20 protein-coding genes are annotated in these 26,473 nt (G+C 45.3%); 15 read left to right on the plus strand and 5 right to left on the minus strand.

Going from position 1 to position 26,473, the window contains the following annotated elements; genetic code table 11:
- Positions 1–19: 19 nt before the first annotated feature.
- The 5 genes from AC3CH4_RS06185 to AC3CH4_RS06205 all read left to right on the plus strand — a co-directional run bounded on the left by AC3CH4_RS06185 (position 20) and on the right by AC3CH4_RS06205 (position 3,638).
- On the plus strand, positions 20–550 hold the full coding sequence (locus AC3CH4_RS06185) for a 3'-5' exonuclease (protein ID WP_004734743.1): 531 nt from the start codon (positions 20–22) through the stop codon (positions 548–550).
- Between the two features lie 413 nt (positions 551–963).
- A complete protein-coding gene (locus AC3CH4_RS06190) occupies positions 964–1,320 on the plus strand; it encodes an antibiotic biosynthesis monooxygenase family protein (RefSeq protein WP_146458136.1) in 357 nt (118 codons plus the stop codon).
- Positions 1,321–1,336: 16 nt separating this feature from the next.
- Positions 1,337–2,032: a hypothetical protein gene (locus AC3CH4_RS06195; protein ID WP_004734745.1), complete on the plus strand. Its 696-nt coding sequence runs from the start codon at positions 1,337–1,339 to the stop codon at positions 2,030–2,032.
- A gap of 440 nt (positions 2,033–2,472) precedes the next feature.
- Positions 2,473–3,198 (plus strand): winged helix-turn-helix domain-containing protein, encoded by a 726-nt coding sequence (locus AC3CH4_RS06200; protein ID WP_488543620.1) that lies wholly within the window; start codon positions 2,473–2,475, stop codon positions 3,196–3,198.
- A gap of 2 nt (positions 3,199–3,200) precedes the next feature.
- On the plus strand, positions 3,201–3,638 hold the full coding sequence (locus tag AC3CH4_RS06205) for a hypothetical protein (protein WP_488543451.1): 438 nt from the start codon (positions 3,201–3,203) through the stop codon (positions 3,636–3,638).
- 135 nt (positions 3,639–3,773) lie between these two features.
- Here the strand turns inward: AC3CH4_RS06205 and AC3CH4_RS06210 are convergent, their stop codons facing one another.
- The 3 genes from AC3CH4_RS06210 to AC3CH4_RS06220 form a co-directional block, all read right to left on the minus strand.
- Entirely contained in the window at positions 3,774–4,223 is a 450-nt protein-coding gene (locus AC3CH4_RS06210) for a tellurite resistance TerB family protein (protein ID WP_146458138.1), read from the minus strand.
- A 147-nt stretch (positions 4,224–4,370) separates the two neighbouring features.
- Positions 4,371–6,434: a metallophosphoesterase family protein gene (locus AC3CH4_RS06215; RefSeq protein WP_488543452.1), complete on the minus strand. Its 2,064-nt coding sequence runs from the start codon at positions 6,432–6,434 to the stop codon at positions 4,371–4,373.
- Positions 6,435–6,440: 6 nt separating this feature from the next.
- Complete coding sequence (locus AC3CH4_RS06220; protein ID WP_114633309.1) at positions 6,441–7,031, minus strand: VC1380 family protein; 591 nt, start codon at positions 7,029–7,031, stop codon at positions 6,441–6,443.
- Between the two features lie 81 nt (positions 7,032–7,112).
- Here AC3CH4_RS06220 and AC3CH4_RS06225 point away from each other — a divergent pair, with 81 nt between their 5' ends.
- The 3 genes from AC3CH4_RS06225 (at position 7,113) to AC3CH4_RS06235 (ending at position 13,415) form a co-directional block, all read left to right on the plus strand.
- Positions 7,113–8,426, plus strand: a complete 1,314-nt coding sequence (locus AC3CH4_RS06225; RefSeq protein WP_065205457.1) for a MipA/OmpV family protein — start codon at positions 7,113–7,115, stop codon at positions 8,424–8,426.
- A gap of 252 nt (positions 8,427–8,678) precedes the next feature.
- Positions 8,679–12,779 (plus strand): ATP-dependent RNA helicase HrpA, encoded by a 4,101-nt coding sequence (hrpA, locus tag AC3CH4_RS06230; protein ID WP_488543453.1) that lies wholly within the window; start codon positions 8,679–8,681, stop codon positions 12,777–12,779.
- A 141-nt stretch (positions 12,780–12,920) separates the two neighbouring features.
- Positions 12,921–13,415: an outer membrane beta-barrel protein gene (locus AC3CH4_RS06235; protein WP_017077897.1), complete on the plus strand. Its 495-nt coding sequence runs from the start codon at positions 12,921–12,923 to the stop codon at positions 13,413–13,415.
- A 173-nt stretch (positions 13,416–13,588) separates the two neighbouring features.
- Here AC3CH4_RS06235 and AC3CH4_RS06240 read toward each other — a convergent pair whose 3' ends face one another.
- Complete coding sequence (locus AC3CH4_RS06240; protein WP_017085629.1) at positions 13,589–14,374, minus strand: hypothetical protein; 786 nt, start codon at positions 14,372–14,374, stop codon at positions 13,589–13,591.
- Entirely contained in the window at positions 14,295–15,128 is an 834-nt protein-coding gene (locus tag AC3CH4_RS06245) for a hypothetical protein (protein WP_488543454.1), read from the minus strand. The genes AC3CH4_RS06240 and AC3CH4_RS06245 overlap by 80 nt, the downstream gene beginning before the upstream one ends.
- Positions 15,129–15,681: 553 nt before the next feature.
- On the opposite strand from AC3CH4_RS06245, the gene AC3CH4_RS06250 reads away from it, so the two are divergent.
- The 7 genes from AC3CH4_RS06250 to pheT all read left to right on the plus strand — a co-directional run bounded on the left by AC3CH4_RS06250 (position 15,682) and on the right by pheT (position 26,447).
- The gene (locus AC3CH4_RS06250; protein WP_017074568.1) at positions 15,682–16,467 is read left to right on the plus strand and encodes a TetR/AcrR family transcriptional regulator; all 786 of its coding nucleotides are present in this window, start codon (positions 15,682–15,684) and stop codon (positions 16,465–16,467) included.
- Between the two features lie 120 nt (positions 16,468–16,587).
- Entirely contained in the window at positions 16,588–19,086 is a 2,499-nt protein-coding gene (locus AC3CH4_RS06255) for an efflux RND transporter permease subunit (protein ID WP_488543455.1), read from the plus strand.
- A gap of 95 nt (positions 19,087–19,181) precedes the next feature.
- Positions 19,182–19,937, plus strand: a complete 756-nt coding sequence (locus AC3CH4_RS06260; protein ID WP_488543621.1) for an outer membrane lipoprotein-sorting protein — start codon at positions 19,182–19,184, stop codon at positions 19,935–19,937.
- A 9-nt stretch (positions 19,938–19,946) separates the two neighbouring features.
- Positions 19,947–21,179 carry a hypothetical protein gene (locus AC3CH4_RS06265; protein WP_488543456.1) on the plus strand — a complete coding sequence of 411 codons (1,233 nt, stop codon included), beginning with the start codon at positions 19,947–19,949 and terminating at the stop codon, positions 21,177–21,179.
- Between the two features lie 288 nt (positions 21,180–21,467).
- The gene (locus AC3CH4_RS06270) at positions 21,468–22,640 is read left to right on the plus strand and encodes a diguanylate cyclase (RefSeq protein ID WP_488543457.1); all 1,173 of its coding nucleotides are present in this window, start codon (positions 21,468–21,470) and stop codon (positions 22,638–22,640) included.
- Between the two features lie 399 nt (positions 22,641–23,039).
- A complete protein-coding gene (pheS, locus tag AC3CH4_RS06275; RefSeq protein ID WP_004734764.1) occupies positions 23,040–24,023 on the plus strand; it encodes a phenylalanine--tRNA ligase subunit alpha in 984 nt (327 codons plus the stop codon).
- Between the two features lie 18 nt (positions 24,024–24,041).
- A complete protein-coding gene (pheT, locus tag AC3CH4_RS06280; RefSeq protein WP_488543458.1) occupies positions 24,042–26,447 on the plus strand; it encodes a phenylalanine--tRNA ligase subunit beta in 2,406 nt (801 codons plus the stop codon).
- Positions 26,448–26,473 lie beyond the last annotated feature (26 nt).

The following is a 26,473-nucleotide window of genomic DNA, read 5'->3' on the forward strand; positions in this document are numbered from 1 at the left end:
CGAGAGAATTAGGCGACGTATGAATCACAATCGAGTGGTGTGTTTCGATTTGGAAATGTGCTGTTGGAGCGAAGACGGTGTAGGAACAACAGGGGAGATCATTGAAATTGGTCTTGCTGAGATCGATCTTGTATCTGGAACCATCGTGAAGCGCGCGCAATATTACGTTAAGCCCGAAAAAGACGAAGTCTCTCTATTCTGCGCCGAGTTAACGGGTATTACACCTCGTAAAATCGAAAAACAGGGTCGCCCATTAGAGTCTGTTATCAAGTCGATGATTAAGAACTTCGGTGGCCCAAAGAAAATCTATGCAGCGTGGGGACGTGACGACCTTATCTTACACAAAGAGTGTATTGAGAAAGGCATCGAACCTCCGTTCAGCGAGTTCTTGAATATCGCCACGCTTTATCGAGTTCAGAATCGATTGAAAGAGAAACGTATTGGTCACCGTGCTGCTCAAGAAGCGAAAAACATTGAGTGGGAAGGTCGTCAGCACTCTGGTTATGTTGACGCTTATAACTTGGCAAAGCTTGCGCTGACGATGTTGTAATCGTTTGTATTTCAGAGAGGCGCTTGGTTAAATACTGAAAGGTTAAACACTTAAAGTTAGCCTGAATCTTGTGAGTTATTAAAATGAAGAGCCACCTACTTATTAGGTGGTTTTTTTGTGCCTGTTATTTGAGGGTAATGACGATGCAAATTGAGGGCAATGACTATTCACGTTGAGATCAATGAATATTCACGTTGAGGGTAATGACTACTCACGTTGAGGGCAATGACTATTCCAAGAAATCTAATTTCAACAAGTGGTTTATCAATAGTGAATGGCTACATCGCTTATTTTACGAGTGAATAATATTCGTTTGAAATTTAGCTTTTTAATTAATATTAAATCGCAGGTTTCGACCTTGATTGGGTAGAGCTAGGTGGTAGCGTTAGCTCACCCAAAACAAGGAGAATAGGATGAAGAACATTATTAAGTATGGATTGGCACTGGGGGCGCTAAGCGTAAGTGCGTTGGTCTCGGCACAACCCGTTGTATTGATAAACACTTTTTCAGTCGAGCCAGCCCATGAAGCCGCTACGTTAACGTATTGGGAAGATGCGCGAGACGTATTGGTGAAGCAACCAGGATATATCTCTACCAAATTGCACCGCTCTTTAAGCTCGGATGCGACATACCGTTTTATTAATGTTGCAGAGTGGGAAAGCAAAAAGCATTTCCATGATGCGATACAGGCGATGAGAAAAGAATTACCACCTTTAACAATTGAAGGGGTTTCTGCTGACCCTAACTTGTATGAAATTATTCGCGACTAATTAGGAAGCCACCACAATGAAAACAACTCTAGGAACCTTTTTAGCTATTTTTAGCTTTCTATTTTCAGCTATTCTTTTTTCAACCCATGCCCATGCAGCGGCATACGGCGTGTCAGTGGCTTGGAAAACCGATGACGCCCAAGCCGTATTTGAAGCAATGCCTCATCAGAAAAAAGCATTTGCCAACCTGATTGATGCGGGCTTGGTCCACGATATGTTCGTATCACAAAGCTTTATTGGGGATAAAAAGTTTCCGATGATTAAGTTTGTGATTGAAGCGGACAGTGAGCAGCACGTTAGAGACTTGATTGGTAACTTGCCATTCCAATTTAAAGAGCTTGTAGAGGTGACTGAAATCAGAGACATCGGTAATAAGTGGTTAAACACGGACGTCGCTTTCACAAACTACGCAGTAGAACTCGCTTGGAAAGAGCCTGAGAATCAATTCATTGTCGATGAGGTTATTAGCAAAGATTTGCAAATGGTTGTCGATTGGAGTGCTCAAGGTGTGATTACGTCTGCTTACTTAAAACATCAAGAAATAGCAGAAGAGAAGCCAAACCAAAAAGCGATGATCAGGCCTGTCTATTCAATGGCAATATTGGCTAAAAACGAAGAGCAAGCGCGCGAAGTTGCCAATCAGTTGAATGCAGTAAAGTTAGGCTTCGCTGAAGTTATGGTAAGTGAACTTGGATTCAAACTGGAACTCTAATTTCGCTAGAACAGAATTGTGACCTCGTTTTTAGATTGCGTAACGACGAGGTTTTAATATAGGGCATGACCAGTTTAGAGTTAAACCTTGGCTATGTTCAAAGGTGAGTTAGTTTACGTGACTGACTCACCTTGTTGTTATTTTATATTGTTACTCACTGAGCTTATATTGTTGCTCGCTGAGCTTATATTTAGCTTAATTATTGGCTAAACTTATCACTACTCTTTTCTATGTATGGTTTGCTATTAGTTCGACCAAACAAACACTTTTTTGATGACCTTTTTATTTATGAACACCTCGCCGAAATGAACGCCAATAGCCATGAAAAAATCACCTTAGACGCTTCGTGCATCGAGTTGATTAATAACACACTCATTGATTCGGAATCTGGTAAGCGGGTCACCTTATCCCCCTCAGAAGGTCTGATCCTTGAGCATCTAGTGAAGAACAGCCCAAAAGCCGTTGGTCGAGACTTTTTACTTGAGCATTGCTGGCCGGGCAGGGTTGTGACGGGCAGTTCACTTAATGTCGCGGTTAAGAACATTCGCACTGCATTAAATTCGTTTGAGTGTGATTGCAAAATCTTAACGGTTCAAAAGGAAGGGTACAGCTTCAATGGTTTGAAACAGGTAGGTAGTTATTTATCGATGCCAACACCTACCGCTGAAGCGCATGTTGAAGCTGCGTTTTCAGAGAAAGCCGCCATCGTTTCAGAGAAAGGTGCCATCGTCGATGAATTGACATCAGCGACACCGTTTAAGCCTTCAGGCATGAACCAACAAGCTGGGCAATCAAAGCAACAGGATCCACAATCACGTCAGTTCAAGGCGAAGCACTTTATCGCTCGTCACCAATCTCGTATTGCCGGAATTGTAGTCAGCGCGCTTCTTCTCATGCTGTTTTATCAGTTTGCTTTTTTTATAGATAAGAGTGCCTACCGAGGTATGGATGTTTATCACGACAGTTTGAATTTTGATGAAGCCGTCATAAAAGAGCTGGATGCCGTGTCAGAGCTCGGTGTTGATTCGCTCTATCTGCATCGCATTGGCGTTGGGTGTCAAAATATCCAAGCCGTCGCCTTGATAAATGGACATTGGAAAGAGATAAGCCATCAGTTTAAAACTGTCTCTTGCGAAGGCGACAATAACAATGAGCGAGGGCAATAAGTATGAATCGTAAGTTTTGGATGCCTATCTTATTGACGCTGTTTGTAATTCTAAATGTAGGCTTAATCTCAGGGCTCGCAACCAAAAGTACCTATCGATTTTCTGCGGAATACCCGATGGTCGGTTGGGAGAGAATCTCGCTCCGATTGGAAAATGGTCGAGTCAAAATGCAGTACGTTGGCTATGACATGGATGGGAATGTCGCTCAAACTAAGCAGATGTTTGGTGTGTTCTTGCGCTGGGGGAATCATTACTACCTTTATCAATTGGACCAGGATCAGGCCCAAGATAAGCAGACATTCAATATCAAGCACTTATACATTCAACAAACGGAAGGCAAACGCAGTGTGTTGGTATCAAATCAGCGCGGCCTTTATGTCACTAAGAAGGGCACGCCGTTAGAGCTCAAAGGCATCATGCATGGCGATCGATTACGCTGATAGATACCGTCAGTTTAATCGATAGTTAACTGCCTAGTAGAGCTCGTTTGCTCTATTGACGGCCATTAACGCTATTGGCGCGATTAGCGATCATTAACGCTATTGGTGCCATTAACACGATTAGAGAGCCTTTGGTTAGCTTTTACCGAGGACGTTCAGCTTAGTCTTGATAAAGTCACTGTGGTCAACGTAGAGCAGTTCCGCTGTTTTACGGATCACAGAGTCTTCGATAGGGTCAATTTCTCCGTCGGCATGCGCCACTTCCCACATCGCTTTGATTAAGTCGATTCGCACTGGCTGAGATAGGTCTCTGAGTTGTGATGTAAAGTCATACAGCGATACTGATTGCTCTACTTTCGGTTCTGCTTGCGCTAGCAGAACCTTTGCTTGTTCTTCATCTAAATCCAGCAAACGTTGCAGAAGCTGTAGCTTAGCGACTCTTTCTGATTCATTGATCTGATGGTCGGCTCCCGCGACTTCACACAATAAACTCGCAATGGCGACATTAGGTGATGCGCCTTGGTTTTTGCTTAGGTCCTGGCCTTCAATCAATTGTTTAAACATTGATGTGAGAGAATTGAACATAACGAGCTCCAGTTAAAATTTGTATCGGGTTCCGTAACGCTGATAGCTATCAACTATAACTACAACTATTGGGTCTACAGAGTGTGATCGCAAGCGTCTTTACTAAAAACTGACATTACGGATAGGCGAGCGATAAGGAGCACTTTATCAATCTGGCTCTGGGAAACGGGTAATTTTACCATCACCACTGAGTGTCGTGATCGATTGCGGTTTCCCGTCGGTGTCTAGCCTCAACTCCCCAATCGCACTGCGGTTTGAAAGGCGATAGAAGGTTTGATTGTCAGGGCTTCGCTTTTCGATCTTCAAGCGTTTACGCTTAGTGAAGTAGTTCAAAACTGAGCGAGGGCTGTATAACAGGCGGTCCCACACATCGCAGAATTTAAGCAGCGAAGCAGGGAACTGATTTTTAATGCCACTGCAGGTGATTTGGTAGATGTTCGGACTGTTGCGACGATACCTAAGCTTGATGTCATAAGCGAAGGAGTAGTGAACGTCACCAGAAAGTACCACGAAGTTGGTCGGTGTTTTTGTATGGGTAAAGATACTGATCAGTGTATTGGCACTGCCCGGATGCGCCATCCAGTTTTCAGCATCTATCACTAATGGCTTGCCGATTGTGGTCGCCATCTTTTGTAGTGTTTCAATAAACTTCACGCCAAATATCGGTGCCGCAGAAACGATCACCACCTTATCTTGATTCATTAACTGATGTTGAAACTCAATCAAGGCTTCCCAGTCCATTAAACCTGAAGGTTTATTCATGCGCGACTCGGAACGCCAACGACGTGTTCGAGTATCCAACACAATGACTTTGGGTGAGGTATCTATTGTGTAATGCCACTCTTCAAAGCGACTTAACATCTCAATGAAGGCTTGATGCTTGTCTGGCTCGATATTGCTAACAGAGTGAGTAGTCACTGCATTGCTGGCTGCATTGTGAGTTTGTTTAGTAATGCGCGGTTGATCGACAAAAAGCTGTTTTGCTTGCTCGATGAACGCTTCGTCGAAGCTCTCCGGCTTGTTACCCCAGCCCTGACACATCCAGTAAGCCGCAAGGCCGTTACCTATTACTTGAGTGGCGAGCTGGTTTTGGTCGACAGCATGCTCCCAACCTACAGTGAGATTCCAATCATCGGTAACATCGTGATCATCGAAGATCATGTAAGTCGGAATATGAGCGAACAGGCGCTGAACTTGCGGTAAGCCTGTAATGAAATCATCCATGATGACGTTTTCATCACGCCACTGTTGCTGGTCAGTCGGTGTTAATTGGCGTCCACCTTGAGTGAAGTTATTCTCAATCAAACGTCCTCGATTGACGCATTGCCACAGTGTCGGAGACCAAACCAACAAGTACATCGCGATAAACTCAGACAGCGTGACCAAGTGGTTTTCACAATCGGTAGAACTAAAAATCGGCACGCCGCGATTCGGGAAGAACTTATCGAGCATGGATTCTGAAGCGGTGTGGTGCGGTAAATAGTGATGACGCTGATATAAGTGATATTCACTGCTATACAGTGCGTCACTGCTGTTGATTTCTTTAATTTGTGAGTCGGTCGGTAAGCTCTCACCAACAAGACCAAGCAGTTGAATCACTTGTTGAATAGCATCAAGTGTTGGGCCTGCCACATGGTCGGCGTAAATCTGGTCGCCGCTCATCATCAGCATGTCAGGTCTTTCAGCGACGGTTTGCTCGGCTATCTTGTTATCGGCTGCGACTAAGCTGTCTTTGCTGGGATGATGCGGGTTACGGCAAGAGCCATGAAGAATGTAATCAGCCGATGTAGATATTTTAAACTCAACGCGAGATTTACCGTTGTAAACAAGGTGAGGGGCGAGCTCTTTTAGTGACCCTGACTCTGTGTGAATGTCATATTCAAGAAGCGTATTAGTCGGAAACTCACCTTGTAAGCGAATTAGCGTTATCCACGCATGTGTACCGACTTGAATCGAATCATGCTCTTCAAGCGATGAGGTGTAAAACGGTTGGTCTTGCTCTACGTCAGAATACTCTTTTTCGTTAGAAAAGCCTGTTTCACGACTATGCTCAGTTTCTCGAATATAAAGATCAGCCCGGCCAACAAGAGACGAGCTGGTGGCTAACCAAAGTACCACTTCAGTCGCGGTGGTTTTTCTTAAAATGGGTCCGGCGAGTAACAGGGGAAGAGATGATGTCGTAGAGGGTTTCAATACGGTACCTAAAATCATTGGTGGTTAGTCGTCGTGGAGTTCTTTTGTTTCGAGCTTGTTCGTGTCTGGTTTTGTGGTTTCAAGCTTTGATGCTTCAAGTTCAACTGAGTCAGATTCTGTTGTTTTATGCTCTGCAATCTCAGACTCGAACGGTTCAAATTCTGTCATTTCAGACTCAGTAGCCTCAAGCTCCGTCATTTCAGATTCTGTTGATTCAAGCTCTGTTGATTCAAGAACTTCGATAACTTCCGAGCTAGAAAGTTCATGACCCATTAGAAATATTGCCAATAGGGCATCGGCTTTGGTCTTGGTATCGGAAGGCTCGTCTAACAACAGTTCGAGCTTTTCTCGAATCATAGCAATCTCGTGCTCAACAAAGCCACGGCCTTCTTCATCCCCTTGATTGTCTTCAGGGGCATTATCGAATTCAAGAAATAGCATGTCGCCGTCTAGGTTGGTATCCACCAAACGCTCGGGCAGCCATGCCTCACCCACAACAATATCTGGATCGGAATCTTTGGGTAACTGATCTATAATGTTTTGTAATTCGGAGACTTTCACAATACTTTCATTTAACCGAGAATATTCTACATTGTAACGGTCAATGCCGATCAAACCTAAAAATAGTTAGCCACCATGGTTAATAAATGTCTATTCAGTTACACAATATTTATTACAAAGAGTAATTACATAAGAATGAAGCTCAAATATTTACCGACTCTCACTTCAACTGGAGTGGCTTTACTAAGTAGCGCTTTCCTAAGTGCTAATGCGTGGGCTGCTGAAGAACAAGAGTGGGGCATCGCTGCAATGTTCCGTACTGCAAGCATCCCTTATGACACGTCTGGTGGTGACCAATCGGTTAACTCATTCGTACCGATGCTGTTTTTCAAGAACGACTATGTGTTCATTGATGGTACCGAGATGGGTGCTTATCTTTATCAAACAGATGACGAGAAATGGTCTTTTAATGCTATTTCTCGCATGCGTTTTATTGATATCCCAGCTTCTGAGCAGAACGCAATTGAAGGCGATACTGCGGACTTCGGTGCTCAACTGACCTACCAACTTGATGGTCCTTGGTCTGTCGAGACGGAATTAATGAGCGACAGTGAATTCAACCTCCACGGTAACTTACGTGCGAAAGCCAAGTATGAAACCGGAGATTGGGAGTTTTACCCAAGTGCGACACTTCGTTACAAAAGTGCTGATTTCAATAGCGAGTATTACTCAGCGTCTAATGAAACCATTGGTGCAGGTGTAGATCTGAATGTCGGCGTTGAAGCGCGTTACCATGTGGCTTCAAACTTGTACTTATTGGGTTCAACCGGTGTGACTCGATTAGATGATAATGCCTATGATTCGTCGATAGTCGAAGACCGCTATCAAGGTGAGTTGTACCTTGGCTTTGGTTTCTTTAACGACAAAGAGAAAGCGCCGAAACCTAAGCTGAGCAATGCGCCGTATTTACGTGTCGCACACGGTTGGGCTACGCCATCCAATATTGGCGACATCATGAAGTTCAATAGAGAGAAAGACGAATACAACAACCAGTTGACCTCGTTCTTCTATGGCCACCCGTTAACCGATGAGATCTTCGGCTTCCCATTGGACATCTACTTAACGCCAGGTATCGCGCACCACTGGAGTTCAGAGGTTCAATCGAGTAGCACCGAGTACATTATTGCGATCAAAGCGTATTACACCTTTGATTGGCCAACTCAGTGGCGTGTTGGTGTGGCAGAGGGTATGTCTTACATCGATTCGATTACCTATATCGAAGGCTCTGAGATGGACCGTAAAGGTTACACAGCAAGCCATCTGTTGAATTACTTAGACTTCTCATTCGATGTAAACGTCGGCGACTTGATTGGTAAGAATGACTTGAACAATTTATGGTTCGGTTACTCATTGCATCACCGTTCTGCAATCTTTGAAAACGCATCCCAGTTCGGACGAATCAAAGGCGGCAGTAACTACAACACGGTTTATTTCCAATATGAGTTCTAAGCGTAGTTTTTAGTTGTTCTTTTTAATCGTGGTTTTTGACTGTCATTTTCATAGAGACAGTTTTTAACGTTAGCTTTAAGCCAGAGTTTACTAAGTACGACTTACATTTGACCTCGCTTCTATAGCTCCTGCGAGTGTTAGCTTGAATAATCAGCCTGATAGCGAAAGGTTTTCCCTTTGTTGTCAGGCTTTTTTGTTTGAGACTTGTGATATAATCGCGCGAGTTTAATAAGTACAAGAATAGGACACGCTTTGACTTCGTCTCCGGAAAAAGCAGACAACAACAAGAATGCAGCACAGCCAAGTTCTCCACAGAACGAAGCGAAATCGAATAAGCCTGCATCGAACCGACCTGCTAAGCATTTAAAAGCTAAACAACCAAAAACTAATCAACCAAAAGCTAAACCTGCCGATCATTCAGCAGCAGCCAATACAAAAGCATCTCAAAATAGCCCAGCTTCTCTTCGTAAAGCGCTCAACGAATGTATGATGCGCGATCGCTTCCGTCTGAGTAAGCGAATTGCTGGTGCGAGTAGAATTAAAAACGAACAATCTAAGAACGTTGTCTTCGATGAGATAGCGTTAGACATTGCCAAGTCAATGATGACGGCAAATCAGCGTGCCTCGCACAAACCAACCATCGAATATCCAGAGATTCTCCCTGTTAGCCAAAAGCGCGATGACATTGCGAAAGCCATTGCTGAAAACCAAGTGGTTATCGTGGCGGGTGAAACGGGCTCGGGTAAAACCACTCAGTTACCAAAGATTTGTTCTGAGCTTGGCCGTGGCCGCATGGGCTTAATTGGCCACACTCAGCCTCGTCGTCTTGCGGCACGTTCAGTTGCCAACCGCATTGCGGAAGAGATGGAAACACAGTTGGGTGATTTTGTTGGTTATAAGGTTCGTTTTAACGACCAAATATCTGATAACACGCAAATCAAATTGATGACCGACGGTATCTTACTGGCGGAAATTCAGCACGACCGTTTCTTAAGCCAATACGACACCATCATTATCGATGAAGCCCACGAACGTAGCCTGAACATTGACTTCATCATGGGTTACCTAAGAGAGCTTCTGCCAAAGCGTCCTGATCTTAAAGTTATCATTACATCAGCGACCATCGATCCTGAGCGTTTCTCGAAGCACTTTAACAATGCGCCGATCATTGAAGTATCAGGTCGTACTTACCCAGTTGATACGCGTTACCGCCCATTAGGTGGTGATGAAAGTGATTCAGACCGTGACCAAATCGAAGGTATCTTTGAAGCGGTAGATGAGCTGTGTGATGAAGGGCAAGGCGATATCTTGATCTTCATGAACGGTGAACGTGAAATTCGTGACACTGCCGATTCTTTAAGTAAACGTAACCTGCGTGATACTGAGATTGTTCCGCTGTACGCGCGTCTTTCTGCAGGCGAACAGAACCGTATCTTCCAGTCTCATACTGGTCGACGCATCGTTCTGGCAACTAACGTGGCTGAAACCTCGTTAACCGTTCCTGGCATCAAGTATGTCATCGACCCGGGTACGGCGCGTATTAGCCGTTACAGCTACCGTACTAAAGTACAACGCCTACCGATTGAGCCAGTGTCTCAAGCGAGTGCGAACCAGCGTAAAGGTCGTTGTGGTCGTGTTGCGGAAGGTATCTGTATTCGTTTGTACTCTGAGGAAGATTTCGAATCACGCCCAGAGTTTACTGACCCAGAGATTCTTCGTACTAACCTAGCATCGGTTATCCTTCAGATGACTGCGCTAGGCTTAGGCGACATTCAAGCATTCCCGTTTGTTGAAGCGCCAGATAAACGTAACATTCAAGATGGTGTAAGGCTGCTTGAAGAGTTGGGTGCGATCGCGACAGTCGAACCGTCTGCGAACAAAAACAAGAATCATGGCGACGACAAGAAGAAGCTAACCGCGATTGGTCGCAAGCTCGCTAAGCTGCCGATTGATCCGCGTTTAGCGCGTATGGTGATTGAAGCGCCAAGCAACCGCTGTCTGCACGAAGTAATGGTTATTGCTTCTGCATTGTCGATTCAAGATCCGCGTGAGCGTCCATCAGACAAGCAACAATCGTCTGACGATAAGCACAAACGCTTCTTCGATAAAGAGTCAGATTTCATCACGTTTGTGAACCTTTGGGATTACGTTAAGCAGCAACAAAAAGAGCTGTCGAGTAACCAGTTCCGCAAACAGTGTAAGCAAGATTACCTGAACTATTTACGTATCCGTGAATGGCAAGATGTGTACTTCCAAATTCACCAAGCAATGCGTGAATTGGATACCAAGCTGAATACAGAGCCGGGCAGCTACGATGGCATTCACATGTCACTGCTATCAGGCTTGCTTTCGCACATCGGTATGAAAGACCAAGAGAAGAATGAATATCAAGGTGCTCGTAACGCGCGCTTCCATATCTTCCCTGCGTCTGGCTTATTTAAGAAACAACCAAAGTGGATCATGTCTGCTGAGCTGGTGGAAACCTCAAAACTTTGGGGTCGTGTTATCGCTAAGATTCAGCCTGAATGGATTGAACCACTAGCAAAACACCTGATTAAGCGCAGCTACAGCGAACCACATTGGTCGAAGAAGCAAGCGGCAGTAATGGCACACGAAAAAGTGATGCTTTACGGAATCCCAATCATCCCGAAACGTTTAGTGAACTACGGTGCGATTGATGCCACTGTCAGCCGTGAATTGTTCGTGCGCAGCGCTTTGGTTGAAGGTGAGTGGGAAACCAAACATGCCTTCTTCAAGCAGAACCGTAAGCTACTGCAAGAAGTAGAAGAGCTAGAACATAAATCGCGTCGTCGTGACATCTTGATCGACGATGATGAACTGTTCGACTTTTATGACCAACGTGTTGGCGAAGAGGCTGTTTCAGGCCGTCACTTCGATACATGGTGGAAGAAGACCAGCCAGAAAACACCAGAGCTGCTTAACTTCGAAAAGTCGATGCTGTTCCGCGGTGATGCAAGCCACGTTACTGATTTGGATTACCCTAACTTCTGGCACCAAAATGGTATCAAGCTGAAGCTGAGCTATCAATTTGAGCCGGGCGATGACAACGATGGTGTAACGGTCCATATCCCGCTGCCTATCTTGAACCAGATTGACCAAAACGGTTTTGATTGGCAGATCCCAGGCCTACGTCAGGAACTGGTAATTAGCCTAATCAAGTCGTTACCTAAAACGCTACGCCGTAACTTTGTGCCTGCGCCAAACTACGCTGATGCGTTCTTGGCTCGTGTGACACCACTTGAAGCACCGTTGTTGGACTCTCTTGAAAAAGAGCTGCGCCGCATGACAGGTGTGGAAGTAGTACGTGATGACTGGAAGTTAGACCAGATTCCAGAGCACTTGAAGGTAACATTCCGCGCTGTAGATCATCGCAAGCGTAAGCTTAAAGAACAGAAAGACTTGCATGAATTGAAAGAGAGCCTAAAAGACAAGGTTCAAGAAACGCTTTCTAAAGTGGCAGACGATGACATCGAACAGCAAAACCTGCATACGTGGAGCTTTGGTGAGTTACCAAAAGTCTACCAACAGAAGCGTGGCGGCTACGATGTTAAAGCCTTCCCAGCGCTGGTGGATTCTAAAGACAGCGTAGAGATCAAATTGTTCGAAACCGAGCAAGAGCAGATCTCGGCAATGAAATCGGGTCAGCGTCGTTTAATCCTGTTGAACGTGCCATCGCCGATCAAATATTTGCACTCTAACTTGCCGAACAAATCTAAGCTTGGCTTGTATTTCAACCCATACGGACAGGTGCTCGATCTTATCGATGACTGTATCGCTTGTGGTATTGATAAGCTGATTGAAGAGAAGGGCGGTTTGGTTTGGGAACCAGAGCAGTTTGAAGCACTGAAAGAACACGTACGTGCAGAGCTGGGCGACAGCGTGGTTGAAATTGCTCAACAGGTTGAAACCATCCTAACGACCGCATTCAGCATCAGTAAGAAGCTGAAAGGACGTGTCGATCTTTCAATGGCATTCGCACTTTCTGACATAAAAGCTCAGGTAGAAGGTTTGATTTTTAAGGGGTTTGCCACAGAATGCGGGTGGAAACGCCTGCCGGATATTCTACGCTATATGAGAGCGATTGAACGCCGCATGGAAAAACTGCCGATTGACCCGAACAAAGATCGCTTGCATATGATCAAAGTTGAGTCAGTAATGAATGATTACAAAGAGCTGCTGAATAAAATCCCAAAAGGGATCGCGGTTCCAGAAAATGTAAAAGAGGTGCGTTGGATGGTAGAAGAGCTTCGTGTAAGCTTCTTCGCACAGCAGCTCGGAACGCCTTACCCAGTATCAGATAAGCGTGTTAAAAACGCGATTGATGCTTGCTAAGGAATAAAGCTAGACGCAATAGCAAGGTTTAGGTATAAATCTTGCTATTGCATTACTAATTGAATAGTTATTACATACAGGGCGACTTGGTGGCAATTTATTACCACTCAAGGCCTGCCACTAGGACGAAAAAGGTCGAATATGAAAAAAACGTTATTGGCACTAGCACTGCTAGGTGCATCTTCAACAGCAATGGCTGATTCTTGGTTGTACGGCGGCGTAATGGGTGGTCAAAACTCATTAGGTAATGAAGAAGAAACAGCGATGGGTATCCACGTGGGTACAGGCATCCTGCCACTAATCGGTATTGAAGCGGGTTACTGGGATCTTGGTTCTTTCGACAGCGTTAAGTACGGCAACCGTGACCTTACAAACCTAGATGCAAGCACTGCTTACCTAGCGATCAAGCCAAGCATCGACTTCGGTCCTCTTCACGTATACGCGAAGGCTGGTGTTCACTCTTACGATCTTAAATCTGACGGCTTCAAGCAATCAGGAGAGGATATCATGTACGGTGTAGGCGCTGAATACTTCATCTTTGGCCCACTATCTGTAGGCGCTAGCTACCAAAACTTCAAAATGAAAGATGACGACTCTGGCGTATTTACGCTAAACGCAACTATCCACCTACTGTAATTGTTTATAGTGAGTGACGAGCTGATAGTTAGTCACTTACTTACAGTTAATGATGGATGTTCGTTAAAGAGTTCGTAAGAATTCATAAAAAATGCCAGCTTGATAGCTGGCATTTTTGTATCTGTAGAATAGTAATGTCGCTGACTTAAGCGGTATAAGTTAAGCGAGCAGCGCTATTTCTTACTGTTTAGAATCTTCTGAATTCTTGGGTTAATCGCTTTGCCGTGTTGGCTTTCATACTCTTCGCGTTTCAAGTCATTTAGGTTCTTCACTGAGTTAGCGGCAAGCAGGAACTGCGGCAATTCTGTTTCCAGCATGCCTTTCTCATCTAAACGCTTTGCTTCCAAGTAGTATTTCTTAAACAGGCCATCGAGCTTGTTTTCAGCCGTGCGCTTCAAGTCGTACAGTTTGTTTTGGATAAGCCATTTTTCAATGTTGTTAACAGCTGCGCGCGACAACACACGAATACGGCTATCAAGCAGCTCTTCTTCAGTCAAAGAATCTTTAAGGATCCAAAGCTCACCCATTTGCGGCGGCCAACTGTTGCCAAGTTGAATACGCTCATGGCAGTGCATTAGCACACGGTTAAGGCCGTCTGAGTCAACAGAGTGGGCAAACTCAAGAAACTTACCGCTCGGTTCACTACCGTATTGGTATTCCCACTGAGTTTCGTACACGCTCAAGAAAGAACCGAACACATGGATACACCAATCGGTTAGCTCAAGCTCTGCTGGATCTTGATCAACAACAGGCACTTGTTGAGACGCACCAGAGCCCGCAGCGTTTGGTGTCGCTACATTCACTTCTGTACTTTGTGCTTCAATCACTTCAGGTGCGTTAGGCTGTACTGTAGCGTCAGGTACAACAGGTTGAGCTGGCTCAGAAGGTTGGCTTTTTGCCTTTTTGAATGAGCTGCTGCCTGAAGCGTTCAGATGGGCTAAGCTTTTGTCTATACCCATTTCCTTGAGCTTGTCCTGCATTTCCTGAATATTGAGAGGTCTTCTGCTGTTGTTGTCTTTCATTTTGCTTCTCGTTAACTAGCCAGTACTGCAGCTTGGATTCAATCCGAGATAATGGCATTAATTCATTGGCTTTGGCTTTATACCAGAGGACAAATTTCTTCCATACTAAACTATGGTCACCGGTCAAACCGGAGAATTTAAACGCACGTTCTGCCCATGATGGTATCTCTTCTTCGTTGAGATCATGAGTAGAGACGGTGTTACTGTTCATTGAGCCTCGACCTTGTGGGCGAGGGGCCTGCTGCATGTGTTGCATTGGTGCCGGAGCAGGCTGAAACTTGGGTGCAGGTGCAGGTGCAGGTGCAGGTGCAGGTGCAGGTGCAGGTGCAGGTGCAGGTGCAGGTGCAGGTGCAGGTGCAGGTGCAGTAGAGTAGACCGGAATACTATTGGTCGGTTGAACCTCAACGTGCGCCGTAGCTTGCTCTTGCTCAATGAGCATTTTGAAAACGTGAATCTCTTTCTTATCTCGATAGTCTACTTTCATCTTATCGAGGAAACCTTGGTCGACTAAACACTTAAGGCAGTCGGCTAAACCAAACGTAGAGAGAGCACAAAGCTGACCTGCCGTTTGCAGGCACACATTGGTGTAACCGAATTCATCAGCACCATCTGCAAGCATCAATAAAACCAGCTTTTCTGCCGGGCTAGAAGTATTCACTTGCCAAGCTAAATAAGAATATTTGGCGCTCAATATCGTGTTCTCAAAAAAGGTAAGTCGTTGTCACTATTGTAAGTCACCCCTTACCGAATTTATAGCAACTTAACAGAAAACGACATTAGTAAGCCAAATATTGACCATAAGGAGAGGTCTGCCCCAAAAAGTAAGCCTACACTCATTCATTCTAGGTCAGAAGGTGGCTAAAGATGGGGTTTACGCGCGCATTTTTCGGGTCTGATTCTGCACCAAGACTTAAAATAACGTGGTCTATTAACGTTAAGAATGAGCTTCTCACCTTTCGTGTTGTCCCATGAAAGCGCCTATCTTCTCTCTCTAGTGACTGCTGATGATTTCTCTATCTACTTACTGACATATTTATCCATCCATTCATAAGTTGTATTTAATTTATAAAACACCTTGATATGATCAATATTTGCGCTATTATGACGATAAGTCAGAAATGACGAAGCGTCATAAAATGGTTAACTACATGAATTTACTATTCGTGTTAATATATTAGACAGGAGCGTTTTAAATGCTGATTAAGCTTAGGTAATAGCTAAGCTCAAATACGGACTGAAAAATTATGTTTGGCTTTGGTTGTAAAGGCGATAAACAAAGTATCTTTGGTTGCAAGGCGGTGCTGTCTAAGAAGCAGCAATCCATAGCCGACCGAGAAGTAGAATTGATGTTGTTAGCAAAAGATCTGGTTCGAGAACAAGGGTTCGGAAACCTGACGATGGATAGGCTAACGGCGGCAAGCTCTTATTCTAAAGGTACGATATACAATCACTTTTGCAGTAAAGAAGACGTGGTTTTAGCGTTATGTATTCATTCTCTAAAGTCTGAGGCACTGTTGTTTGCTCGTTCTGGAGAGTTTGAAGGCAACTCACGCGAAAAGATTGTGGCATTGCATGTTGCGTACCGAGTTTATGCTCGCATGGAACCGGTATTATCAACTTGCGCGATTATGGCGAAAAGCCCATGGGTACTAGAGAAAGCCTCCAGTGCACGCGTGGCCGAGATGAATCAATTAGAAGAAATCGTTATCGAACAAGCGGATCTGCTCGTCAATCAAGCAGTAGAAGCCGGTGACCTAAAGTTCTCTTCTGGCGTGGGTTCAGATGCCATCGTATTCGCCAACTGGTCAATCGCATTTGGTTCAAATGCTTTGTCTCAGAATGCTTCAAACAGTCATTGTATCAAGCGGTTACAAGATCCGTATTCAGTATTACATAACGCGAACATGATTTTAGACGGCCTCAACTGGCAGCCCCTTTCGAGTGATTGGGATTACCGTAAAACCTGGCGCCGTGTAGAACAAGAACTGTTCAGTGAAGAAGTCGCTTACTTAGAGTCAGTAGGTCGATAAGCTTCAACTAAACCCACCTATGTGGGTTTATTAATAACCATTAGTGACGATTCGTCATAAACTTAAGTTTGCCTAGTGTTGTTTTGGTTTTCTTGAGTGTATGACTAAGAATTGTGTCTTTTGTCAGCTTCGGCTGGCTTTTTAAGACACAACTATGACGAATCGTCACAAATGGAGACTGTGATGGAACATGACAGCCAGAAGCCCGCTTTCGATCACCAAAATCGAGATAACCGTAATGTCGATAGCGTAAACGGGGATCTAAATAACAGTTGGCACTCAATACCGACCAAGCGTTCGTTTATCGTTCTGCTGGTGGTTTTTTCAATCATCATGCTCTCTGCATTAGGGGCGAAGAACCTCTACTTTAGAGGGGACTACAACATATTCTTCGAAGGCACCAACAAACAGTTGATGGCGTTCGATGAAATTCAAACTACCTTTGCGAAAACCGACAACCTTGCGATTGTTGTCGCACCTGAAGGCGGCAATGTCTTCACTCCAGAAACCCTCACCTTAATTCAAAACCTCACGGTCGATGCCTGGCAGATCCCGTACTCAAGCCGTGTCGATTCGTTGGCCAATTATCAGCATACCGAAGCCGTTGAAGACGACTTGTTAGTGGAAGATTTGCTGTACGAAGAATACGAGCACACACCAGAGCGGATCGCTAAAGTAAAACAGATCGCCCTCAACGAACCACTGCTTAAGAATGCATTGGTATCGGCTTCTGGTGACGTGACCATTGTGAACGTGACGGTGCAATTGCCCGAAGTGGACAAAACGGCGGAAGTACAAGAAGTCATTGCGGCTATCAACGCCATGATTGACCGCTATGAAGCACAATATCCCAATGTTGAATTCCATAAAGCGGGCATCATTGCCATGAACAACGCCTTTATGACTTCGGCTCAAGAAGACAGCTCAACACTGGTGCCATTAATGTTGCTAGTTGTGTTGGTGTTTCTAACCTTTATGCTGCGCTCGTTCTTTAGCGTGCTTGCTACCTTAGTTGTGATTATCTCTTCGATTGTCGCGACCATGGGTTTATCTGGCTGGGCAGGGATGTTCCTCAGCACCGCAACGGTTAACGTGCCAACCTTGGTGTTAACCCTTGCTGTTGCCGATTGTGTTCACGTGATTGTGACCATGAGACAAGCCATGCAGCGCGGGATGGAGAAAGCACAAGCCATTCAATACAGTATCAAGCTTAATGCGATGCCGATCTTAATTACTTCTGTCACCACCGCGATTGGTTTCTTGATGATGAATATGTCGGACTCTCCCGTATTACGAGACTTCGGGAACTTGTCGGCATTGGGCGTGATCATCGCGTGCTTCCTCTCTGTGACCATGCTTCCTGCGCTGTTAAAGCTCTTGCCAGTTAAGACTTTACCAGCCAATGAAGCAGCGGAAAGCAAAGTGACCTTCATGGATAAGCTCGGTGATTTTGTCGTTGCTAACCGCAAAGCGTTATTGCCTATTTCTACTCTAGTTATCGTTGGCGCTGCCGCGTTAATTCCATTGAACAGAGTAAATGATGAATCGGTGAAGTATTTCGATACCTCAAGCGAATTCAGACAAGCAGCGGACTTCATGGAACAGACTGTAAGCGGCATGACCACCATCAGCATCGCGGTCAAAACCAACGAATCTCAAGCGATAGCTGATCCTGTGTTCTTGCAAGCGATTGGTGACTTTACCGATTGGCTGCGTGTTCAACCAGAAACCGATCATGTGGCCACGCTTTCCGATGTCTACATGCGTTTGAACAAGAACATGCATGGCGACGATGAAAGCTACTACCAATTGCCGCTTAACCGTGAACTTGCCGCGCAATATCTGCTGCTTTATGAGATGTCTCTGCCGTACGGCTTGGACTTGAATAACCAAATCAATGTAGATAAATCATCAATCAAAATGGTGCTGACGGTCGACAACCTAGGCAGCGTGGAATTGGTGGAACTCGAAGAACGTATCTACTCATGGTTTGCAGCCAACGCGCCTCAATATGAAGTGGTCGCATCGAGTCCGTCACTGATGTTTGCTCACATAGGCGAAACCAACATGGCGAGCATGCTATCAACTCTGCCTATCACCTTAGTGCTTATCTCTGGCCTGATGATCTTCGCATTGCGCTCGGTTCGCTTAGGCATAATCAGCCTAGTGCCAAACATTGCGCCTGCGATTATTGGCTTTGGTTTGTGGGCGCTTATCTCCGGTGAAATCAACTTGGGTTTGTCAGTCGTGGTCACGCTCACGTTGGGTATCGTGGTCGATGATGCAGTGCATTTCTTAAGTAAATACCAACGCGCCAGAATGGAGGGGAAATCAGCAGAAGAAGCGGTTCGATACGCCTTCCACACTGTTGGACGCGCATTGTGGATCACCACTGTCGTACTTGTGGCGGGTTTCTCTGTACTGGCGATGTCGAGTTTTAGACTCAATTCCGACATGGGCTTACTCAGCGCGATTGTGATTTTCATTGCGTTGGTGGTCGACTTCATCTTGCTACCTAGCTTGCTGATGATCTTCGACAAACAGACCCACTACTCAAACAAGCATGACACTCAGTCACAGACTAATCCAACAGCCGAACTGACTACTTCGATTAAATAAGGAATCGTCAGCCTGCTGCGGTGGGCTGACTCAAGGAGATCATTATGAAAAGCTTTAAACACTCTATTACAAAGAAAACACTAATAACGTCATTGATGACTATTGGCGCATTTGTGGCTTTCCCTGCGTTAGCCGACCCAGCGAAAGGCCTAGAGATCGCTGAGCAACGCAAAGCCGTCGATATGGGGTGGGGCGATTCTGTTGCGACCATGGAAATGCTACTTCGCAACAAACAAGGCGAAAGTAGCTCGCGCCTAATGCGATTGAAGTCGTTAGAAGTGGATGACGATGGCGACAAAGGGTTGACCATTTTTGATGAGCCGCGTGACGTAAAAGGCACGGCTTTTCTAAACCATTCCCACATCACTAAATCAGATGATCAATGGCTGTATCTGCCAGCATTGAAACGAGTAAAACGCATCTCTTCACGTAACAAATCGGGCCCGTTTATGGGCAGTGAATTTGCTTACGAAGACTTGAGCTCGTTCGAGCTAGGAAAGTACACCTTCAATTACATTGAAAACGCCAAAATCCAAGGCGTGGATACCTTTGTATTGGAGCAAGTTCCGACCGATAAAAACTCTGGCTACACCATGCAGAAAGTATGGCTAGACCAACAATATTACCGCCCCGTTCAAGTGGAGTTTTACGACCGTAAAGGCGCATTGCTAAAAACCCTCTCGTTCCAAGACTACAAACAATACCTAAACCAATACTGGCGCGCGCACACCATGTCGATGCAAAACCACCAAACAGGCAAAAGTACGGTATTAACCACGACAGATTTAGCGTTCCAGACCGGTCTTAAGGACAAGGATTTTCAAAAAAACACACTTAAACGTGCAAAGTAAGGCAAGAATATGAAAAGGATTGTGTTAACAGGAACGCAGTTATCCTTAACCTTGGCGGCGACCGTTGGGCTAATGCAGGTGTCGTTGCCATGTGTGGCGGCAGGTTTTAGCTCTGAGTTCGTAGAACAAGTCACTCCACAGCTAGCAGGGCAGGTTAACCTTGAACACAGGCAGTTCTTTAGTGACGGCTTACAAGGGCAGGATAAAGGGCAAAGCTCACTGGTGTTGCAACCGGAGTTTTACTGGGAGCAACAAGAGGGCAATGGCAGCTTTACCTTCACGCCGTTTTATCGCCTAGACAGCGAAGACGATGAGCGAACCCATGGTGACGTTCGCGAAGCTCTGTATCTCAATTATTGGGACGATTATGAACTGCGAGTGGGCGTCGGCAAAGTGTTCTGGGGCGTGACTGAATCAGCGCACTTAGTGGACGTAGTAAACCAAACTGATGCGATTGAATCGGTCGATGGCGAATCGAAATTGGGTCAGCCTATGGTGCACTTTACGTCCATCAAAGACTGGGGAACCATCGATGCTATGTTACTGCCTTATTTTCGTGAACGTACCTTTGCAGGGGAAGACGGTCGGTTAAGAACGCCCGTACCCGTTTCAGACGATGCGCTTTACGAATCATCGAAAGAAGAAAAGCACGTTGATGTGGCACTGCGTTATAGCCAAATGTACGGCGATTGGGATGTCGGTTTAAGCTACTTAGGCGGCATCAATCGCGACCCTTATTACCGTGTAGAAGGCAATGAACTCAAGCCGTATTACGCGCAAATGCAGCATTTTGGGTTAGATGTGCAAGGTATTATGGGCGACTGGTTATGGAAGCTTGAAAGCATTTATCGTGACAGCTACGACAACCACACAGGTGTCGCGACAGGCTTTGAATACACATGGGTTGGCGCGCTAGAGTCGTATTGGGATATTGGCTTCATTGCTGAATACCTGTACGACAGCCGAGGCAACAATGCCCAAAGTGTCGGTCAAAACGATGTGTTTCTTGGAGCGCGCTTCGCCTTGAACGATGAAGACGGGACCGAGGTGTTAACGGGTATTACTCAAGACTTAGATAACAGCGATGTCTACAGTGCAAAGCTCGAAGCATCTAGCCGTATTAACAACAACCTCAAGTGGCGATTAAACGCGTGGTTGTTTGAGAACGAAACCCCAGAAGACTTGTTGTTCTTCGCGCGGAAGGATGATTTTGTTGAACTGGCGTTGGAATATTATTTTTAGTCTTTACAAAAAGTTAGTATTTCCAACCATTTAGCATTTCCAACAACTTGGCATTTTTAAAAAGTTAGGTATTTCCAACAAGTTAATGTTGGTTTCGTGAGGCGTTCTTGTTAAAGGGAACGTCTCAAATTTAAGATGAGCCATATTTAGAATGTTCAAATTCGTATTTTTATAAAATGGATCAAACAATCGAATAGTCCCACAGGTAAAATGGTTATATTTTTCGAGCATCTATAACCTCCGAATATGCATGTGAAGCATGCTGGTGGTATCGGCCCTAAGGGATTTATGAATTCATTTAATTGGGATAATAACTTTGAAACAGGCATTGGCATCGTAGACGAACAACATCAATACCTTGTTGGTTTTATCAACCACTACGGAAACCTGCTGTCAGAGAATACTATCTCTATAGACGACATGAGCGTCGCTTTACTCGATCTCACACGCTATGCCGAATTTCATTTTAAAGAAGAAGAATCTTTAATGAGAGATTGCGGTGTATACGATTTACACATTGAAGAACACATCAAAGTTCATCGCATGTTTATGCGAGATATCTACAGCATGCAAGCATTCATCTTGGAAGAAGATCAGTCGTCAGCACGGCAGTTACTTGATTTCCTAATCCATTGGCTTGCATACCACATCCTCGGTATCGACCAAAACATGGCTCGACAAGTGGCCGCGATAGAAAAGGGGGCAACACCTCAACAAGCGTTTGAAGCAGAAGAAAAGCAAAAAGACTCTTCAACCATCCCTTTACTCGCGGCTCTTAACGGCTTATTTGAACAAGTCTCTGAGCGCAACAAACAGTTGTTACGCTTCAACCAGTTACTCGAAGAAAAAGTCGAGGAACGTACGGCAGAGTTAAAACAAGCGAACAAGAAACTTGAAGAACTGTCGTTAACAGATTCACTCACTAAATTACCTAACCGTCGCAGTGCTTTTAAACAGTTAGCGGTACATTGGCAAGACTCGAAAGAACTTGGCATGCCTTTAGTGTGCATTATGATTGATGCCGACCACTTCAAGCGCATTAACGACACCAGTGGCCACGATGCAGGTGACTTGGTGCTACAAACCCTCGCGCGTGAACTGAAAAATATGTTTCGCAATGACGATATTGTGTGTCGATTAGGGGGCGATGAGTTCTTGGTGATTTGCCCAGATACTGATCTTAAAGGCGGTATGCACATCGCGGAAACGACTCGACAGAAAGTGTCTGAATTAGAGGTTGAAACCAGTAATCAAGTTTGGATTGGCAGTATTAGTGTCGGTGTAGCTGAAATAACCCAAGAATTCGGGTCCATGAATGAGTTGGTTAAAGCCGCCGATGAGTCTGTTTATTTAGCGAAAAACGCGGGCAAAAACAGCGTGTGCTCGATTCAGATATCGAACTCAGTTCATTTAAAATCTAGAGCGCAGTTCCATTCAGATTTAGAGCACGGTTCACTTTAGACTTAGACTTAGACTTAGACTTAGACTTAGACTTAGACTTAGACTTAGACTTAGACTTAGAGTTAGAGCTCAGTTCACCTCAGATCCAGAACGTAGCTCGCTTTTAATTTAGAACATAACTCACGTCAGATTTAGAACACAGTTCACTTTAGTTTTAGAGCTCCGCTCGCTTCAAATCTAGAACCTAGCTCACCTCCAAATAAAGAAGTGGAACCAGTAATTGTTCCACTTCTTCTTACTCCTCATTAATATCCTGTTAAATTTGCCGTGTTTTTAGTCAATAACTTGCTCTTTTAGCGATTCAATTTGGCATTGGTTGCGTGTTTGATTAGTATGTGTAGCTATCTAAAAAAACTAATCATCCGATACGGACACTACCAACTGGTAGATGAGGAAATGATGCAACATCTAGAAGAGATCATTGCTAATGCAACGACTGCTATTGATACAGCAGATTCGTTAGTCGCACTTGATGAAGTGCGAGTTCAGTATTTAGGTAAGAAGGGTGAATTAACTCTTCAACTACAAAGCCTAGGTAAACTTCCACCTGAAGAGCGTCGTACTGCTGGTCAAGAGATCAACAAAGCGAAAGGTGCTGTTCAACAAGCGATCGCAGCTCGCAAAGACGCACTTCAACGTGCAGAGCTTGAAGCGAAACTAGCTGAAGAAACTATCGATGTGAGCCTACCAGGTCGTCGCATTGAGAACGGTGGTCTTCACCCAGTTACTCGCACTGTTGAGCGTATCGAACAGTTCTTTGGTGAGCTTGGCTTTAGCACTGAGTCTGGCCCTGAGATTGAAGATGCATTCCACAACTTTGATGCACTAAACATCGCAGACGATCACCCAGCTCGTACTGATCACGATACTTTCTTCTTCAACCCTGATCTAATGCTACGTACGCACACTTCTGGTGTTCAAATCCGTACGATGGAAAACGGCAAACCGCCATTCCGCTTCATTGCTCCGGGTCGTGTTTACCGTAACGACTACGATCAAACTCACACGCCAATGTTCCACCAAGTGGAAGGTATGTTAGTTGATGAGAACGTAAACTTCGCACAACTTAAAGGCATTCTTAACGATTTCCTTTGTAACTTCTTTGAAGAAGAAGTTGAAGTGCGTTTCCGTCCTTCATTCTTCCCGTTCACAGAGCCTTCAGCTGAAGTTGACGTGAAACGTAAAGATGGCAAATGGCTAGAAGTTCTAGGCTGTGGCATGGTTCACCCTAACGTACTTCGCTCTGTTGGCATCGACCCTGAGAAATACTCTGGTTTTGCATTCGGTATGGGTGTAGAGCGTCTAACGATGCTTCGTTACGGCGTAAATGACCTTCGTGCGTTCTTCGAGAACGACCTTCGTTTCCTTAAACAATTCAAGTAATCCGGGGCAGTCAAAACTATGAAATTCAGTGAATCTTGGCTACGCGAGTGGGTTAAACCTGCAATTAACAGCGAAGAGCTAGCTCACCAAATCACTATGGCTGGTTTGGAAGTTGACGATGTAGAACCTGTTGCGGGTGTTTTCACCGGCGTTAAAGTAGGTAAAGTGGTTGAGTGCGGTCAGCACCCAGACGCAGACAAACTACAAGTTACAAAAATTGATATCGGCGCTGTTGATGCAGAAGGTAATAAAGAGCTGTTAGACATCGTATGTGGTGCATCTAACTGTCGTCTTGGCCTAACTGTAGCAGTAGCGACAGTTGGTGCAGTACTTCCTGGTGACTTCAAAATCAAGAAAGCAAAACTACGTGGCGTTCCATCGCACGGCATGCTTTGTTCTTTCTCTGAGCTAGGTATCGACGTAGAGTCTGACGGCATCCTTGAGCTGCCAGAAGGCACAACGCTAGGTATGGACGTACGTGAGCTTCTAGAGCTTAACGACGTGACTATCGACGTAGACCTAACAGCAAACCGCGCAGACTGCTTCAGCATCCGTGGCCTTGCTCGTGAAGTTGGCGTACTAAACCGCGCAGACGTTACAGAGCCAACAGTTGACGCTGTTGCAACAAGCATTGAAGACACAGTATCTGTTGAAATCAAAGCAACTGATGCTTGTCCACGTTACCTTGGCCGTGTGGTTAAGAACGTAAACGTGAAAGCGGAATCGCCAATCTGGATGCAAGAAAAACTGCGCCGTTGTGGTATCCGTTCAATCGACCCAGTTGTAGACATCACAAACTACGTGATGCTAGAGCAAGGCCAACCAATGCACGCATTTGATCTAGCTAAGATCGAAGGCGGTATCGTGGTTCGTCTAGCAGAGCAGGGCGAAAAGCTAACACTTCTAGATGGCAACGAAGCTGAACTAAACAGCAACACACTTGTTATCGCAGACCAAAACAAAGCACTAGCAATCGCTGGTATCTTTGGCGGTCAAGATTCAGGTGTTACTACTGAAACGACAGACGTACTTCTTGAAGCTGCATTCTTCGCACCGGATCACATCCGTGGTCGCGCACGTGCTTACGGCCTTCACACAGATTCTTCTCTACGTTTCGAACGTGGTGTTGATTCAACGCTACAAGCAGCAGCAATGGAGCGTGCAACACAGCTTCTAGTTGAAATCTGTGGTGGTGAAGTTGCGCCAGTAAACGGCAGCGAATCTGAAGCTGATCTTCCTAAAGCAAACGTAGTTGCTCTACGTCGCGCTAAGCTAGACAGCCTACTAGGTCACGAAATCCCATCTACAGACGTAGTGGAAATTCTTACTCGCCTAGGTTGTGAAGTTGAGACGACTGAAGCTGGTTGGACGGCAACGTCTCCATCTTGGCGTTTTGATATCGCAATCGAGCAAGACCTAATTGAAGAAGTAGGTCGTATCTACGGTTACGATAACATTCCAAACCAAGCGCCTAAAGCGGCACTTAAAATGAATGACCACAAAGAAGCTAACCAACCGCTTAAGCGCGTTCGTGACCTTCTTGTAGACCGTGGCTACCACGAAGCAATCACATACAGCTTCGTAGAACCTGAACAGCAAAAGCTTGTTGTACCTGGTGTTGAGCCGCTAATCCTGCCATTCCCAATCTCTGCGGATATGTCAGCAATGCGTCTTGGCCTAATCCAAGGTCTTCTAAACACAGTTGTTCACAACCAGAAGCGTCAACAGTCTCGCGTTCGTCTATTCGAATCAGGCCTACGTTTCATCCCTGAAGCAACTGCTGAAAACGGCATGCGCCAAGAAATGATGCTTGCGGGCGTTATCTCTGGTACTCGTGGCGAAGAGCACTGGGACATTGCAACTAACACTGTAGATTTCTTCGATCTTAAAGGTGACCTAGAAGCAGTTCTTGAGCTTTCTGCAAACGAAATCGCATACAGCTTCAAAGCAGCTAAGCACCCAGCACTTCACCCAGGTCAAACTGCGGCTATCGTAGTAGACGGCAAAGAGGTGGGTATCATTGGTACTGTTCACCCAGAACTAGAGCGTAAGTTTGGTCTTAACGGCCGTACTATCGTATTCGAAATCGAATGGGCAGCTATCAACACTCGCGTGCTTCCAGAAGCAGTAGCCGTATCTAAGTTCCCTGCAAACCGTCGTGATATCGCAGTCGTTGTTGACGAAGCAGTCGCTTCTGGCGACATCGTAGAAGCGTGTATCGCAGCTGGTGGCGAATTCCTAACAGGCGCTAAATTGTTCGACGTATACGTTGGTCAAGGCGTTGAAGAAGGTAAGAAGAGCCTAGCTATCGCACTTAGCCTACAGTCTGTAGAGCGCACACTTGAAGATGCAGACATCGCTGGTTCAGTAGATGCTATCGTAGCTTCAATCTCAGAGAAATTCGGCGCAGCACTTCGCGACTAATCTCCTCTGATAGATAGAAAACCAAA

The organism is Vibrio sp. QJM3NY_26, from assembly GCF_057786005.1.